This window comes from Nostoc sp., from assembly GCF_036917515.1.
Taxonomy (GTDB): Bacteria; Cyanobacteriota; Cyanobacteriia; order Cyanobacteriales; family Nostocaceae; genus Nostoc.
This window is the reverse complement of sequence record NZ_JBALDE010000203.1, coordinates 63,113-78,264: the sequence shown is the minus strand read 5'-3', so window position 1 is coordinate 78,264 and position 15,152 is coordinate 63,113. Positions and strand designations below refer to the sequence as shown.

15 protein-coding genes and 1 pseudogene are annotated in these 15,152 nt (G+C 41.7%); 12 read left to right on the top strand and 4 right to left on the bottom strand.

Annotated elements, in window-relative coordinates:
- Positions 1-148 precede the first annotated feature (148 nt).
- The 3 genes from der to V7K89_RS27015 all read left to right on the top strand — a co-directional run bounded on the left by der (position 149) and on the right by V7K89_RS27015 (position 2,890).
- Positions 149-1,519 (top strand): ribosome biogenesis GTPase Der, encoded by a 1,371-nt coding sequence (gene der / locus V7K89_RS27025; protein WP_335192713.1) that lies wholly within the window; start codon positions 149-151, stop codon positions 1,517-1,519.
- A 170-nt stretch (positions 1,520-1,689) separates the two neighbouring features.
- The gene (locus V7K89_RS27020; RefSeq protein WP_335192711.1) at positions 1,690-2,610 is read left to right on the top strand and encodes an energy-coupling factor transporter transmembrane component T family protein; all 921 of its coding nucleotides are present in this window, start codon (positions 1,690-1,692) and stop codon (positions 2,608-2,610) included.
- Positions 2,611-2,626: 16 nt separating this feature from the next.
- Positions 2,627-2,890 (top strand): hypothetical protein, encoded by a 264-nt coding sequence (locus tag V7K89_RS27015; RefSeq protein ID WP_335192708.1) that lies wholly within the window; start codon positions 2,627-2,629, stop codon positions 2,888-2,890.
- 130 nt (positions 2,891-3,020) lie between these two features.
- Here the strand turns inward: V7K89_RS27015 and V7K89_RS27010 are convergent, their stop codons facing one another.
- Positions 3,021-3,362 (bottom strand): hypothetical protein, encoded by a 342-nt coding sequence (locus V7K89_RS27010; RefSeq protein ID WP_335192706.1) that lies wholly within the window; start codon positions 3,360-3,362, stop codon positions 3,021-3,023.
- Between the two features lie 104 nt (positions 3,363-3,466).
- Between V7K89_RS27010 and pipX the strand changes: the two genes are divergently transcribed.
- Together pipX and V7K89_RS27000 are read left to right on the top strand one after the other, a co-directional pair.
- On the top strand, positions 3,467-3,745 hold the full coding sequence (gene pipX, locus V7K89_RS27005) for a transcriptional coactivator PipX (RefSeq protein ID WP_109010971.1): 279 nt from the start codon (positions 3,467-3,469) through the stop codon (positions 3,743-3,745).
- A complete protein-coding gene (locus V7K89_RS27000; protein WP_335192704.1) occupies positions 3,742-4,410 on the top strand; it encodes a YggS family pyridoxal phosphate-dependent enzyme in 669 nt (222 codons plus the stop codon). The genes pipX and V7K89_RS27000 overlap by 4 nt, the downstream gene beginning before the upstream one ends.
- Before the next feature lie 137 nt (positions 4,411-4,547).
- On the opposite strand, the gene V7K89_RS26995 is transcribed toward V7K89_RS27000, so the two are convergent.
- Complete coding sequence (locus tag V7K89_RS26995) at positions 4,548-4,727, bottom strand: hypothetical protein (RefSeq protein WP_334847998.1); 180 nt, start codon at positions 4,725-4,727, stop codon at positions 4,548-4,550.
- Positions 4,728-4,795: 68 nt separating this feature from the next.
- On the opposite strand from V7K89_RS26995, the gene V7K89_RS26990 reads away from it, so the two are divergent.
- From V7K89_RS26990 to V7K89_RS26980, 3 genes are all read left to right on the top strand, one after another.
- Positions 4,796-5,395 (top strand): cell division protein SepF, encoded by a 600-nt coding sequence (locus V7K89_RS26990; RefSeq protein WP_335192702.1) that lies wholly within the window; start codon positions 4,796-4,798, stop codon positions 5,393-5,395.
- A 106-nt stretch (positions 5,396-5,501) separates the two neighbouring features.
- On the top strand, positions 5,502-6,320 hold the full coding sequence (gene proC / locus V7K89_RS26985) for a pyrroline-5-carboxylate reductase (RefSeq protein ID WP_335192699.1): 819 nt from the start codon (positions 5,502-5,504) through the stop codon (positions 6,318-6,320).
- Positions 6,321-6,463: 143 nt separating this feature from the next.
- Positions 6,464-9,142 (top strand): DEAD/DEAH box helicase, encoded by a 2,679-nt coding sequence (locus V7K89_RS26980; protein WP_335192697.1) that lies wholly within the window; start codon positions 6,464-6,466, stop codon positions 9,140-9,142.
- A gap of 270 nt (positions 9,143-9,412) precedes the next feature.
- Here the strand turns inward: V7K89_RS26980 and V7K89_RS26975 are convergent, their stop codons facing one another.
- Positions 9,413-9,793: a hypothetical protein gene (locus tag V7K89_RS26975; RefSeq protein ID WP_335192695.1), complete on the bottom strand. Its 381-nt coding sequence runs from the start codon at positions 9,791-9,793 to the stop codon at positions 9,413-9,415.
- Positions 9,794-10,365: 572 nt separating this feature from the next.
- Between V7K89_RS26975 and V7K89_RS26970 the strand changes: the two genes are divergently transcribed.
- The 4 genes and pseudogenes from V7K89_RS26970 to V7K89_RS26955 form a co-directional block, all read left to right on the top strand.
- On the top strand, positions 10,366-12,360 hold the full coding sequence (locus V7K89_RS26970) for a heavy metal translocating P-type ATPase (RefSeq protein ID WP_335192693.1): 1,995 nt from the start codon (positions 10,366-10,368) through the stop codon (positions 12,358-12,360).
- Between the two features lie 93 nt (positions 12,361-12,453).
- On the top strand, positions 12,454-13,131 hold the full coding sequence (locus V7K89_RS26965) for a hypothetical protein (protein ID WP_335192691.1): 678 nt from the start codon (positions 12,454-12,456) through the stop codon (positions 13,129-13,131).
- 41 nt (positions 13,132-13,172) lie between these two features.
- Complete coding sequence (locus V7K89_RS26960) at positions 13,173-13,370, top strand: hypothetical protein (RefSeq protein WP_335192689.1); 198 nt, start codon at positions 13,173-13,175, stop codon at positions 13,368-13,370.
- Positions 13,371-13,388: 18 nt separating this feature from the next.
- Positions 13,389-13,722 (top strand): annotated as a pseudogene (locus V7K89_RS26955) (ISKra4 family transposase); the annotation flags it as partial.
- A gap of 211 nt (positions 13,723-13,933) precedes the next feature.
- Here V7K89_RS26955 and V7K89_RS26950 read toward each other — a convergent pair.
- Positions 13,934-15,142, bottom strand: coding sequence for a 4-hydroxy-3-methylbut-2-enyl diphosphate reductase (locus tag V7K89_RS26950; RefSeq protein WP_335192687.1), 1,209 nt, complete (start codon positions 15,140-15,142; stop codon positions 13,934-13,936).
- Positions 15,143-15,152: the final 10 nt, after the last annotated feature.

Here is a 15,152-nt window from a genome sequence, read left to right as displayed (position 1 = left end):
ATAATGCTTCTAAACTAAACATAGGGCAGGTGCTGGATTTAACGCTATTTTCAGCTTACTACCTGCTCCTTTCCTTATCCCGAACTCAGGTTAAAGTGAGTAAAATGTAAGTACATGATATACTACACCTCTCAGTTACCCTGGTTTTATGGCACTGCCAATTGTTGCAATTATCGGACGCCCAAATGTGGGCAAATCCACCCTGGTTAATCGACTCGCCGGGGAACAAACGGCGATTGTCCATGATGAACCGGGAGTGACACGCGATCGCACTTATCTACCAGCTTTCTGGAATGGTCGCGAATTTTTAGTAGTAGACACCGGTGGTTTAGTTTTTAATGATGATAGCGAATTTTTACCACTGATTCGCCAACAGGCAATGACAGCCCTTACAGAAGCGTGTGGTGCTATTTTTGTAGTTGATGGTCAAATAGGTCCGACATCAGCAGATTTAGAAATCGCCGAATGGATGCGCCAACAACCCGTACCTGTACTACTAGCAGTAAATAAATGTGAATCCCTAGAACAAGGCTTAATCCAAGCTGCTGAATTTTGGGAATTAGGACTGGGCGAACCTTACCCTATCTCCGCGATTCATGGCAGTGGCACAGGAGAGTTACTCGACGAGTTAGTTAATCACATCCCTGCTATTGAAGACATTCCAGAAACTAATGAAATCAAAGTAGCAATTGTGGGACGCCCAAATGTGGGCAAATCGAGCTTACTTAATTCTTTTGTCGGGCAAGAAAGGGCAATTGTCAGCCCCATTTCCGGCACAACCCGCGATGCTATTGATACCGTCATTGAACGAGCCGGACAAACTTACCGATTGATTGACACTGCTGGCATTCGCAAAAAGAAACACATCGAATACGGCACAGAATTTTTTAGTATTAACCGTGCTTTCAAAGCGATTCGCCGCGCTGATGTGGTTTTATTAGTACTAGATGCTGTCGATGGAGTCACCGAGCAAGATCAAAAATTAGCTGGGCGAATTATCGAAGAAGGCCGAGCTTGTATCATCGTCGTTAATAAATGGGATGCTGTCGAAAAAGACTCTTACACAATCTACGACTACGAAAAAACTCTGCAATCACGGTTACATTTTACCGAATGGGCAGAAACAATTTTTGTGAGTGCCTTATCAGGACAACGGGTAGAAAAAATTTTAGAATTGGTGAAAACGGCGGCTGAATCACACAAACGCCGTGTCAGTACATCAGTTATTAACGAAGTCTTAACAGATGCCGTCAGTTGGCATTCACCGCCAGCATCTCGTGGTGGGCGTCAGGGCAAAATTTATTATGGTACACAAGTAAGTAGCCAACCACCAACCATCGCTCTATTTGTCAACGACTCCAAACGCTTCAACGACAACTACCGCCGCTACATTGAACGGCAATTCCGCCAACAGCTAGGATTTAAAGGCACACCAATTATTTTACTGTGGCGAAGCAAAAAAGTCCGTGATGCCGAAACTGGTAATGTTAATAGAGCAACTCGCGTCAAAATAAGTTAGGAGTAGAGACGCGATTAATCGCGTCTGTACAGGAGTTATGAGTTAAAGTCAAAATTGCTAACTATAGAACCCTATCGACTTGAGTTTGATAGCGGCACAAGGTGAAAGTTATGAGTTAAAGTCAAAACTCCTAACTCCTCACTCCTAACTCCTAACTCTATAACTCTAAAATGGATTTATTGCGATCGCTGCCACTTGGACTTTATTTAGAACAACCCCAAACTTGGCTGCATAAAATCGATCCGCGAGTCAAGTTCGCCTGGTTGATGAGCTTTTTAACAAGCTATATTTTAGCCAACAACAATTGGCGGGTGCTACTGGTAGTAGTATTAATTATTGCCACCTTGATTGCCAGAATTCCTCGACGAGTATGGCAGCAGCAAATGGGTTGGCTATTAATGCTATCGTTTTTTGTCTTAGCGATCGCAGCCCTCAGTCCTGATGGACTGGGTGTAGATTATCAGTCACGCCTGCCAGCTAATGAACAAATATTAACCCAGCAAGCATTCTCTAATAATCTTGTTCAAGAGCCAGCAGTTGAGAAAAAAAAATACAGCTACGTGCTATTTCATAAAGGCCCGGTTAAAGTCAGTCGCTACTCCTTGAGTTTGGCAGTACGCTTGAGTACACTTATCTTTACCGTGATTTACAGCACCAACCTGTATCTACTGACAACCGCACCAGAAGAAATCACATCTGGCATAGAAAGCTTAATGCAACCCTTACGCCGCTTCAAATTGCCTGTAACAGAAATTGCTTTAACTTTAACCTTGTCCTTACGCTTTATTCCCTTAGTTTTAGAAGAAGTACAAAACTTATTTCGCTCCGTAATGACAAGGGCAATTAATTGGAAAAAGCTGGGATTAAAAGGAGCATTCAAGGTTTGGATGACAGTCGCAGAGAGACTTTTGGAAAATCTGCTTTTACGAGCCGATCAAATGGCGAATGCAATGATGGTGCGGGGTTTTACCAGTCCTAACGAGCATCGAGTGCAGTGGTACGACTTACGATTAAAAGGGCGTGATTGGCTTGCGATCGCAACTTTAATCTTATTCTGGGGAATACGACTAGCTATAGGAACTCAGGTCTAAATTTTGCACCGAAAAAATGGTAAGAGATAATACAGCAGAATTTAGGAGCGGAGGCGGAGACGCTCCGCCTCCGGTCAGAATTGAGGATTCAGAATGGGAAATTGAACAGCTATCCAGCCATAAAATTGATCCCCTACCATTTAGCGTAGATTTTTGGTCTGAACCAGCCTTACGAAAACACTACAAACTAATCTTAATATTTTTTACAGATTCCCGGATGAATCTCTGCACTAAAACTAAGGCACAAATTGCACCACTGAAAATGCTAGATAATCAATAGACCTTTTGCATAAATCAAAAATAAAAACCCCACCTCACTAAAGCTACACTTTTTTTCCTAAAAGCTTGCCATATTGGGTGTCAGAGACTTTTGCAAAAAGTCTAATTAAAGATAGTTTTCTTTCCTGTACTCAATCCCCATTCTCCACTCCCCAATTAGGATTTTGTGCCATTGGGCGACAGTTGTGGCAGTATAGAAAGAAGTTGAAAAATTCGCTGTTGCCGTTGGGAACTTCAAAGGGTGTTTTTCCTTCCCATATCGAACTTTCAACAAGAAGATCAGCGCTATTTTGTGCCTTGTCCCTACAGATTGATAAATCGAAATCACCAAAGCAGATGGTGATATTTGTCCACCAGCCTCTACTTTTTGAACTACGCTTCGCAACTTCTGTTGTACCATTGCGCTTCACTACCACTAGCTTCATCTGCCCACTAGGAATTAAATCGAGGTCTTCGTAACCGCAGTCTCGCATTTTAACCAAATATTCTGACGAATGTTGGTATTATCGTCTGAATGTTTAGAATTCCCTGCGAAAAGATATATATACTTTCACCTTGACTACACCTTGACTCTTAAATGAATCCAGAAAACGCAGAAACTTACATAAACCATCCAACTTGGGGTTTACTCTACAAAATCTGTATGGTTGATGAGAACCAGGATTTGTTCACCACACTTTATGCCCAGCGCTTATTTTTTTTGGTGGCAAATGACGTTAAAGGTGTTAAATTCCAGTCTCTAGGACGTACTGAGGCTAGAATGATGTTAGAAAATCGCTTACGTACCCTGCGGCGCAGTGGGCAATCTCAGGAGTACGATCAGCTTCAGAGTGTTTTCCAGCGCACCTTCCAATGAACAGTTCGATTTCCGAACGTATTGTTACTATTCGTTCCTCCCTACCAACTTCAGTCAAATTGATTGCTGTTAGCAAGCAAGTTTCTGCCCAGGCCATTCGGTCTGCATACAACGCAGGAATTCGTGATTTTGGGGAAAGTCGTATCCAAGAAGCTGCCAGCAAACAAGCCGAGTTGCAAGATTTACCGGATATTACCTGGCACTTTATTGGACATTTGCAAAGCAATAAAGCCAAAAAAGCCATCGAGCATTTCCCTTGGATTCACTCTGTGGATAATTTGAAGCTGGCACAGCGCTTAGACGAATTGGCGCAACAGCTAGAAGTGAGTCCTCAGGTTTGCCTGCAAGTGAAAATTCTTCCCGATGCCAACAAGTATGGTTGGAGTGTGCCAGAACTTTTGGCTGATTTACCCACACTCAATTCTTACAAAAGTTTACAAATTCAAGGTTTGATGACAATTCCACCTTCAGGATTAAATGATTCCGAAATTCTCAGTGTGTTTAATCTCAATCGTAAGCTAGCCAAAGAAATCCAGGAGCAAAACTGGTCACAGATTAAAATGCAGCACCTATCTATGGGTATGTCAGGCGACTATGAACTGGCAGTGCAAGCAGGCGCAACGATGGTACGATTAGGAACCATATTGTTTGGCGATCGCTCTTAGCCGATTAATCATCAGCCTTACTCTTGGGTATTAATAGAAGCTAAGGATTTGATGACAAGAATTTTGTCACAGACTGGTGCAATTGGAGACAAAGGATATAGTATTGACAAGAGCAATCGCCAAGAGGAAATGGGGTATCAAGGACTTTCCTTCGGATAAACCTTAGGATATAATCTTGACTCATTATTGTGTTTAGGCGATGCACAGACCTTTCCAATAAGTGTCAGTTCATCGCCAAAACTCGTAATATGAGCTACAACTAGCAATAAAGTTGCTGAAGTATCCACCGATGTCGCGTAGTTTACCGCCGTAGGCATCGCTTCTAGCTCAATCAATCCTCAGCCAAGTCAATGCAGGCAATTCGCATCAGGAGAGTACACGCACCATGAACAACATATTTTCCAAACTCAGAGACTTTGTGGGTCTAAATGAGCAAGTAGAATACGAGTATTACGAAGAAGAACCAGAAACAGATAATAATTACCAAAATCTGTATCAGCAAGAAAATCCTCAACCAGCACCGCAAGAGAATACAGCCGCTCAAAATCGACGCTGGCGGGAACCAGTGCCTACAATGGGAGATGATATGACAGCAGGTTCAAAGCCAATGGGGAATGTGATTGGTATGCCAGGAGCAATTAACGGAATTTCGGAAGTTTTAGTACTCGAACCACGCACCTTTGAAGAAATGCCCCAGGCAATTCAAGCACTGCGAGAACGCAAGTCAGTGGTATTAAATCTGACAATCATGGATCCAGATCAAGCTCAACGAGCAGTAGATTTTGTTGCAGGTGGTACTTACGCACTAGATGGACATCAAGAGCGCATCGGTGAGAGTATCTTTTTGTTTACGCCAAGCTGTGTCCAAGTTAGCACCCAAGGTGGCGTTCTGCATGAAGTACCACAACCACCAGCACGTCCATCTCGTCCCACAGTTACTCCAAATCAAACCTGGGGCAACGAAACTAACCGGATGGCACAATAAAGTTAAATTAGTATTTAGTCCTTTGTCCTTTGTCATTTGTCCTGGGTTTTGCTCATAGTGACAAATGACAAACGACAAATGACCAATGACTAATGACCAATGACTAATGACTATAAAATTTGGCTTAATTGGTGGTGGGGTAATGGGAGAAGCACTCTTATCCCGCCTTATAACGCGTGGAATTTATCAATCATCAGAAGTCATAGTTAGCGAACCGCTATCTTCACGCTTAGGTTTTTTAAAGCAGCAATACGGTGTTGCTGTGACGACAGATAATAGCCAGGTTTTCACACAAGCAAAAGAAGTTTTATTTTTGGCAGTGAAACCGCAGGTGTTTAGCGCGATCGCTCAAGAATTAGCACATATTGATATTCTTAATAGAGAACATTCACCTTTAATCATTTCTATTTTGGCGGGTGTGCCCTTAAGTCAGCTAGAAGCTGCATTTGTGCAATTGCCAGTGATTAGAGCAATGCCCAACACCCCGGCCACTGTGGGAGCAGGAGTTACCGCGATTTGTTTAGGTGCATATACTAATGCCAAGCATCACCAAATAGCACAGCAAGTTTTTTCTGCTGTGGGTGAAGTAGTGGAAGTATCAGAAGCACTGATGGATGCAGTTACAGGGCTATCTGGTAGCGGCCCAGCTTACGTGGCGCTTGTGGTAGAAGCACTTGCAGATGGCGGAGTAGCCGCAGGTTTACCTAGAGCAATTGCCAATCAACTAGCCTTGCAAACCGTACTGGGAACAGCAAAACTGTTGCAGGAAACCAAAATGCACCCAGCAGAACTCAAAGATCGTGTTACTAGTCCTGGTGGTACAACCATTGCGGGGATTGCCAAGCTAGAACAGGCAGGATTTCGTTCCGCTTTAATTGAAGCAGTTAAAGCTGCCACAGAGCGATCGCAAGAGTTGGGAAAATGAGAGACTAGGGAATGGGGCATGGGGCATAGTGCATGGGGAATGAAGACTAAGTAAGAGTTTTGCAATACCCAATGCCCAATGCCTAACGAAGTTGACAAAAGACTCGTTACTATAGTAAACAATCTGGTTGCAAATGTGATTGAGTGAATTATCCTGCACCGTCTTCAGAACTTGACTTAGGGTCTATATTTCCCTTTGAACTGGATCAGTTTCAAAAAGAAGCGATCGCGTCCCTGAATGCCGGACGCTCCGTAGTTGTATGTGCCCCCACAGGTTCGGGCAAAACATTAGTCGGAGAATACGCCATTTATCGTGCCCTAGCGCGAGGGAAACGTGTGTTTTATACTACTCCCCTGAAGGCGCTGTCGAATCAAAAATTACGTGACTTTCGAGAAAAATTCGGCTTTGATCGAGTCGGACTGTTAACTGGAGATGCTTCCATTAACAGAGATGCAGCGATTTTGGTGATGACCACAGAAATTTTCCGAAATATGCTCTATGGTACACCCATCGGGCAAATTGGCATCTCATTAGTAGACGTTGAAGCGGTGATACTTGATGAATGCCACTACATGAACGATCGCCAGCGCGGTACAGTTTGGGAAGAATCAATTATTTATTGTCCCCGTGAAGTGCAATTGGCAGCCCTCTCAGCAACGGTTGCCAATAGCGATCAACTCACCGACTGGCTAAATCGTGTTCATGGCCCAACTGACCTAATTTACTCCGATTTTCGCCCAGTCCCTTTAGAATTTCACTTTTGCAATCCTAAAGGGTTATTTCCCCTGCTGAATGATAGCAAAACCAAAATTAACCCCCGCCTTATTCAGAAGAAAAAGGGGAGAGGGGGAGAAAGGGATAGGGGGAGAAATGGTAGACCTGAAGCTCCGGGTATAATTTTTACCCTCAGCCAGTTAGAGCAACGGGATATGCTACCAGCAATTTACTTTATCTTCAGCCGCCGGGGATGTGATAAAGCGGTGGCGGAAGTCGGTGATTTATGGCTGGTAAATAATGAAGAGTCTCAGATTTTACGGCAACAGATTGATGACTTTTTAACCCGCAATCCCGAAGCTGGGCGTTCTGGACAAATTGCACCCTTGTATCGAGGAATCGCTGCCCACCACGCCGGAATTTTGCCTGCCTGGAAAGCACTGGTTGAAGAACTATTTCAACAGGGGCTAATTAAAGTTGTATTTGCCACTGAGACACTAGCGGCGGGAATTAATATGCCTGCCCGGACAACGGTAATTTCTACCCTTTCCAAGCGGACTGACACTGGACATCGCCTGTTGAACGCTTCCGAATTTTTGCAAATGGCGGGACGAGCAGGCCGCCGAGGGATGGATAAACAAGGTCATGTGGTGACAGTCCAAACTCCCTTTGAAGGAGCCAAAGAAGCTGCATATTTGGGAACATCCAAGCCAGACCCTCTAGTAAGCCAATTTACGCCCAGTTACGGCATGGTACTCAACTTGCTGCAAACCCACACCCTAGAGCAAACCAGGGAATTGATAGAGCGCAGTTTTGGGCAGTACATGGCTACCTTGCATTTAAGACCAGAATACGATGAGATTGCACAGCTGCAAATACAATTAGCTCAACTACATGAGCAAATCGCCGCAGTTGATGAAAATGAACTGGCTGTTTATGAAAAATTGCGGCAACGCCTGAAAGTGGAACGCCAGATATTGAAAACTTTGCAAGAGCAGGCACAATCAGACCGCCAAGAAGAATTGGTGATGATGTTGTCTTTTGCAGTGTCAGGAACTCTGTTGAGTCTCAAAGGCAAAAATATCACAGTGTCTTCACCCGTAAGCGCAGTGTTAGTGGGAAAATCACCTAGTTCTGGTCAAGCTCCTTACTTGGTATGCTTAGGGCTTGATAATCGGTGGTATGTGGCAACCACAGGGGATGTAGTTGATTTGTATGCCGAACTGCCGCGAATTGAAGTGCCACCTGATGTACTACCACCGCCAGAGATGCCTTTGAAGCCAGGACAATCGCGCCGTGGCAGTGAAGAAAGCTTTGCGATCGCTGGGCTTATTCCCGATCCGATAGAATCTTTGCATCTAGCACCAGAAGTAGCAGAACAACTCAGTCGCACTACCGCCGTCCAAGAACAATTAGAAGCTCATCCCCTACATCAATCAGGCAATGCGGCAACGCTTTTCAAGCGCCGGGCCCGCTATATCGAACTAGAAGCCGAACTTGAACAGGTGCAAGGGCAAGTAGAGCAACAGTCACAACGTCATTGGGAAGAGTTTCTCAATTTAATCGCCATTCTGCAACATTTTGATGCTTTGGATAACTTAGTCCCGACGCAATTAGGGCAAATTGCTGCCGCCATTCGCGGTGAAAATGAATTGTGGCTGGGTTTAGTATTCGCTAGTGGTGAATTAGACAACTTAGATCCGCACCATTTAGCAGCAGCAGCAGCGGCTTTGGTGATGGAAACGCCCCGTCCAGATAGTAAGGTTAACTTTGACCTTAGTAATGAAGTCACAGAAGCCTTGGCAAAATTGCGGGGAATTCGCCGCCAAATGTTCCAACTACAACGGCGGTATAACGTAGCGCTGCCGATATGGTTGGAATTTGAGTTAATTGCAATAGTGGAACAATGGGCGCTGGGAATGGAGTGGATAGAACTCTGCGAGAACACCACCTTGGATGAAGGCGATGTAGTGAGAATTTTACGCCGGACGTTGGATTTATTATCGCAGATACCCCACGTTCCCCATTTGCCAGACTCTTTCCAACGCAATGCTTATCGGGCAATGCAGTTGATTGATAGATTCCCTGTGAATGAGGTGGTTGAATAAACAGGACGCTTTTACCCAGAGAGAGTATTTGATAATTTCTGTGTATAACAGCGTCTATCCATCTTTGCGTCTTTTTCTGTTTATTTAAAATTAATTTGAGGAGTTTGGAGTAGTATTCCTCCAAACCCCCAACAATGAATTTAAATTTTGACCAAATATATAATAGTGGTACGTAGTTAAAAATGCTTTTCTGGTTTTGTATATCTTTTTATACGTGATTAATCACGTGTATCTCACAAAAGTTATAGTCGCTATCAGCGCTATTTAATCTTAGTACACCAAGTTTCCAGTACCCTGCAACTGACGCAAAGAATTTATACATAATGGACAGTCGCAGCCAAATACTCTAATTGCAGCGTCGCTTTCCTCTTCAGTAAAGTTTAACATGGCAACATTCCGATCTGATACTGATGTAACAATAGTTGAGGAACTTTTAGAGGTATACGGACGTTTTCTCTCCGAATCTCGAATGCACACAAAATCTTGTCCACCATGTGGGTTAGTAATACAGGTACGACCGTCTTGGGTGTGCAGTAATCTCTGTGTAATGCTACCACTAGCATGGGCAGGATGAAATGCCACCAGCGTAGACATCATCGACACAAAAATTGAGGAAGTGGAAAGCAAATTCAGGAGAATTTTTTTGTTCATAGATTTCCTTGAAAAAATTGTCTACTAGATTAGGGTATTCGATTAACTTTCAAACTTCAAGTAAATTTTCCCTGAGAATAGCTAGATAGACACTTGTTACCTAAGAAAGTTCCATCTCTACACCAGTTTGATCGGAAATTATTTACTACAGCATAATTCAGCAATCAAATAGGCTTGATGTCTAGCTTGAAGACGCAACGTTATGTAATTCAGCAAATTTCAATCCGCTGTATATGTCCAAGATGGTGATTGCTTAATGTAAGTATAAGAGCTTAATTTAGATTAAACCTCGTAATTAACAGCTCTAACCCTTGAAATTTTTATACAGAGCGATAAATTGCTCACTACAAACAAAAGTTATATTTTAGATTCTTCTATCCAATTGAGAACCGTTATCGCTGACTTTCCCAGCTTATAAATCTTAATTTTAACCAAAAGATAGCCTATATATTTCGCAATAAATTTGATATATATTCTCGTTCTTAAAATATAAACTTGTAAAAACTTCTTTTTTTCATTACATTTGAAAAAAGGCTTATCTCTCAATTAATTTACTAGCCTACGAAGAAAAAATGAAGCAGAAAGTACATTCAGAATCTTCAGGTTGTTGCAACCGTGAACATGACCATCACGAGAATCATAACCATCTTCATAATCACAATCATGATGAGAATCATAACCATAACCATAATCACGACCACGGTGGAGAATTCAATCTGAAAAATGAGTTATTGCCTTTGGTAATAGTTTTAAGTTTATATGCACCTGGTATAATTTTTGAAAATCAGTTACATAATACATTCTATTCAATAGGTGAATATCTGCTTTTCATCCCTGCTTATTTATTAAGTGGATGGAGTGTTTTAAAAACTGCTGGGCGCAATATACTCAAAGGTAGAGTTTTTGATGAAACGTTTTTAATGACGGTAGCAACATTAGGAGCGATCGCAATTCATAAATTACCTGAAGCTGTTGGAGTAATGTTATTTTATAAAATTGGAGAATTGTTCCAAGATATTGCCGTTAGTCGTTCCCGTAATTCCATCAAAGCATTGTTAGAAGTTCGCCCAGATTATGCCAATATCCAACAAGAAGGAGAACTTAAAAAAGTATCACCAGAAACAGTAAATATTGGGGATATTATCGTTGTTAAGCCTGGAGAAAAGATTCCCTTAGATGGCGAAATTATAGATGGTAATTCGCAAGTTGATACATCTGCATTAACTGGAGAATCTGTACCGCAAACGGTGAAAACGGGAGAAACAGTTTTGGCTGGAACAATCAATAAAATGGGTATTCTCAGTATTAGAGTCACAAAAATCTTTGATGAATCTTCCATTGCTAAGATTTTAGACTTGGTGCAAAATGCCAAAAGTAAAAAAGCAGAAACAGAAAAGTTTATTACTAAATTTGCCCGATATTACACTCCAGTCGTAGTTTTTATATCTCTAGCAGTTGCAATATTACCTCCTTTATTCATTTCTGGCGCAACTTCTTCAGAATGGGTTTATCGTGCCCTAATTTTACTAGTTATCTCCTGTCCTTGTGGACTCGTTATCAGTATTCCATTAGGTTACTTTGGAGGTGTGGGAGGTGCAGCTAGACGTGGTATTTTAGTTAAAGGCTCTACATTTTTAGATACTTTAAATGCAGTCAATACAGTTATTTTTGATAAAACTGGAACGTTAACTAAAGGCGTATTCAAAGTAGCCAAAATCGTACCATTAAATGGCTGGAATGAACAAGAGTTGCTGCAATTAGCTGCCAAAGTAGAATCGCACTCAAATCATCCCATTGCTCAATCTATCCGTAAAGCTTATGGTGGAAAAATCGATGAATTTGAAGTTATAGATTATGAAGAGATAGCAGGTTATGGAATTAGAGCTAAGGTTGAAAATAGAGTAGTGATAGCAGGAAGCGATCGCCTATTGCATAGAGAGAAGATTGTTCACGATAATTGCCAGTTAGAAGGAACAGTTATTCATCTAGCAGTGGATAATATTTACGCTGGATATATTGTCATTGCTGATGAACCTAAAGAAGATGCTAGACAGGCTATTCAAGTACTCAAGCGAATGGGTGTAAAGAGAACTGTAATGTTGACAGGTGATAATCAAGCGATCGCTTCTCGAATTGCTGAACAGCTTGGCATAGATACATATCAAGCAGAGTTATTACCTGAAGAAAAAGTTAATGCCATTGAGAAGTTACTCAGCACTGACAGCAAGCATGATAAAGTTGCCTTTGTTGGGGATGGTATCAATGATGCACCAGTAATTGCTAGAGCAGATGTTGGCATAGCAATGGGTGGTTTAGGCTCAGATGCAGCAATCGAAACTGCCGATATTGTGATTATGACAGATGCACCATCAAAAGTGGCAGAAGCAATCGAAATCGCTAGAAAAACTCGCAAAATTGTTTGGCAAAATATTGGGTTTGCGTTAGCAATTAAAGGTGTATTTATTGGGTTGGGTATTTTTGGTATAGCGACAATGTGGGAAGCTGTATTTGCTGATGTCGGAGTAGCAATGCTGGCAATTTTCAACGCAACTAGAGCGATGAAATAAAACTTTTGAAAATCAGGAATCTGGAATTGGGAAATTGTAGTAGTTAAACTATGAGTATTTCTAACTCATAAGCTGCTACCCAAAATAGAACCTATGCATTCCTTAATCGAAGTCATTGCTACAACTACTTTAGCTTTACTGTTAAACTATTCAGCAAACCCAGCCTTTGCATTACCTCAAAAAATCAATCATCCAGTTACTATTGCTAAGTTTCAACCTTTAAAAGATACCTTAATTGTTCCTGGAGAACGAGTGGGACCAATTACACGCAAAACCACCAAGCAAGATTTAGTCAAGCTGTTTGGTGCATCCCGCCTCGTTGATAAAACTATCTCTGGTGCTGAAGGAATAGGTAGTTTTGCAGCTACTCAGTTAAATCTAAATCAGGGACGCTCTCTGCTAGTGGTTTGGAGTAATAATACTCGTACTAAACCCCTAGATGTGCGTAACCTGGGTTCAGCTTGGAAAACCCGCGAAGGTATCGGTGTTGGAAACCCTTTGAGCGAGTTATGTAAAAAATTAGGTAATTTTAAACTTTATGGATTAGCGTGGGATTACGGCGGTACTATTTTGTTGGATAGTAGTAAATTATCTCGTTATCAAGGCAAACTCATCCTACGAGTAGATACGGCTCCCAATGCTTCTGAAAAGTTCCCCAATGATTACCAATCAGTATCTGGGGATGGTACTTTTTCTTCCAGCAATCCCCACTGGAAACCTTTGGGAATTAGGCTAGCAGAAATTATCGTTGTACTGAATGCAAGTGAGTAAGGCTAATCGTCTTGAGTAAAGATTATTCAAAAAGTACCTACATGTCTTCCGAACAGCATCTACAGCACAAACGCCATGCACTACAGGAACATTATGACCTGCTAGCCGAGAAGTTAAAAAAGTTGCGTCGTGATTATGCGATCGCAGCAGACACTCTCATTCGCTTTCAACTAGAAAAGCAAAATGTAGCTTCAGACTATCTGCCAATGAGTCATACCAAAATGCCGAGTTGCAACTAGAAGCATTAACGGGAGTGAAAGCGACTAAAACTTGCAGAAAACTTACTCTGGATTGGTGAGGTAGATGGAACGATGCCTGCGGAGGGCTATGCCTACGCTTTGTTTGTTGATAAGCGCGAAAAAACAAGCAAAGAATTTTTGTGCATATTTGAACAAGCATCGAAGTCGGATTATCAATTACGGTTATTATCAGGCAAAACAGATTTACTCTATTGGTTGTGGATCTGTGGAGTCTGCTATTAAATAAATCGGTCTGAGGTTGAAACTTTCTGGTGCTCAGTGGAATCTTGCCAATGTGCCCTCCATACTACAACTTCGCTGTGCCTACCTCAATGGTCAACTTGCTATCTAATGTTTTTGCAAAAATGGGATGCTCCCATTTCATCGAGCAGAAGCTAACAAGTTTTTCAAATTACTCGAACACTGAAGATTAGTTATTGATAACTGATATTGGTGTGGTATTTCGCCAATAATGAAATCAATAATTTGTGTAAGGCAGGCAAGATGCCCACCCTACAAGAAGTAACTGGATATTTTTTATTTGCAAGTCCCTCTGAGAACTGTTAAACCAGCGCTGCTGTTGCTTTTAATGTAAAAATCTTCTCAATCACATCTTTTACCACCTTATCTGGCGTGGAAGCACCAGAAGTAATTCCCACAACAATTTTTCCATCAGGTAACCAGTTTTCTGTAGTTATCAACTGCCCATTTAATTGCCGATGTTCAATAGAATATCCTGATTGAAGGCGTTTAACAGTATCAATATGATAAGAAGGAATTCCTCGTTCAAAGGCAATTTGTTGCAACTGAGTAGTATTCGAGGAATTAAACCCACCAATTACTACTATCAAATCTAAATTATGTTCTACTAACTCCAGCATGGCATCTTGCCGTTCTTGGGTGGCATCACAAATGGTGTTAAAGCTTTGGAAATGCTGATTTAACTCAGTAGGGCCATACTTCTGTAACATAGTCCGCTCAAAAAGCTTACCGATTTGCTCAGTTTCACCTTTAAGCATGGTAGTTTGGTTAGCAATGCCAACTCTTTCTAAATCGCGATCGGGATCGAATCCTGCTGAACAAGCTTTAGCAAATTTTGTCAGAAATTCTTCACGGTTGCCACCATTGATAATATAGTCAGCAACATATTCTGCTTCTTGCAAATTCAACACAATTAAATACTTGCCAGCGAAAGAACTAGTCGCAACTGTTTCTTCGTGCTTATATTTACCGTGAATTATTGATGTATAATCGATTTTTTTGTGCTTTTCTACTGTATTCCAAACTTTAGATACCCAAGGACAAGTAGTATCAACAATTTTGCAGCCTTTATCGTGAAGTATCTGCATTTCTTGAACGCTAGCCCCAAAAGCGGGTAATATGACTACATCACCAATTCCAACAACAGAAAAGTCTTTATTCTTTCCTTCAATGGGGATGAATTCTACTTCCATCTCCTGCATCCGCTGATTCACAGAAGGGTTGTGGATAATCTCGTTAGTAATCCAAATGTGTTCTGTGGGGAAGTGCTGACGAGTTTCGTAGGCCATAGCCACAGCTCGTTCTACACCCCAGCAAAAGCCAAAGGCTTGTGCTAGTCGGATTGTCACATTACCCCGTTGTAGAGTGTAATTGCGATCGCGAATTTCCTGAATCAAGTTACTCTGATACTCAGATTGCAACTGAGTAGCAACTTCTGCTTGATGACCAAAACCCTTGCGATTGTAATTTTCTGAATGTTGGAGGCTGCGCTTAAAAGCTTTTGTATCCATTAGATTTTTC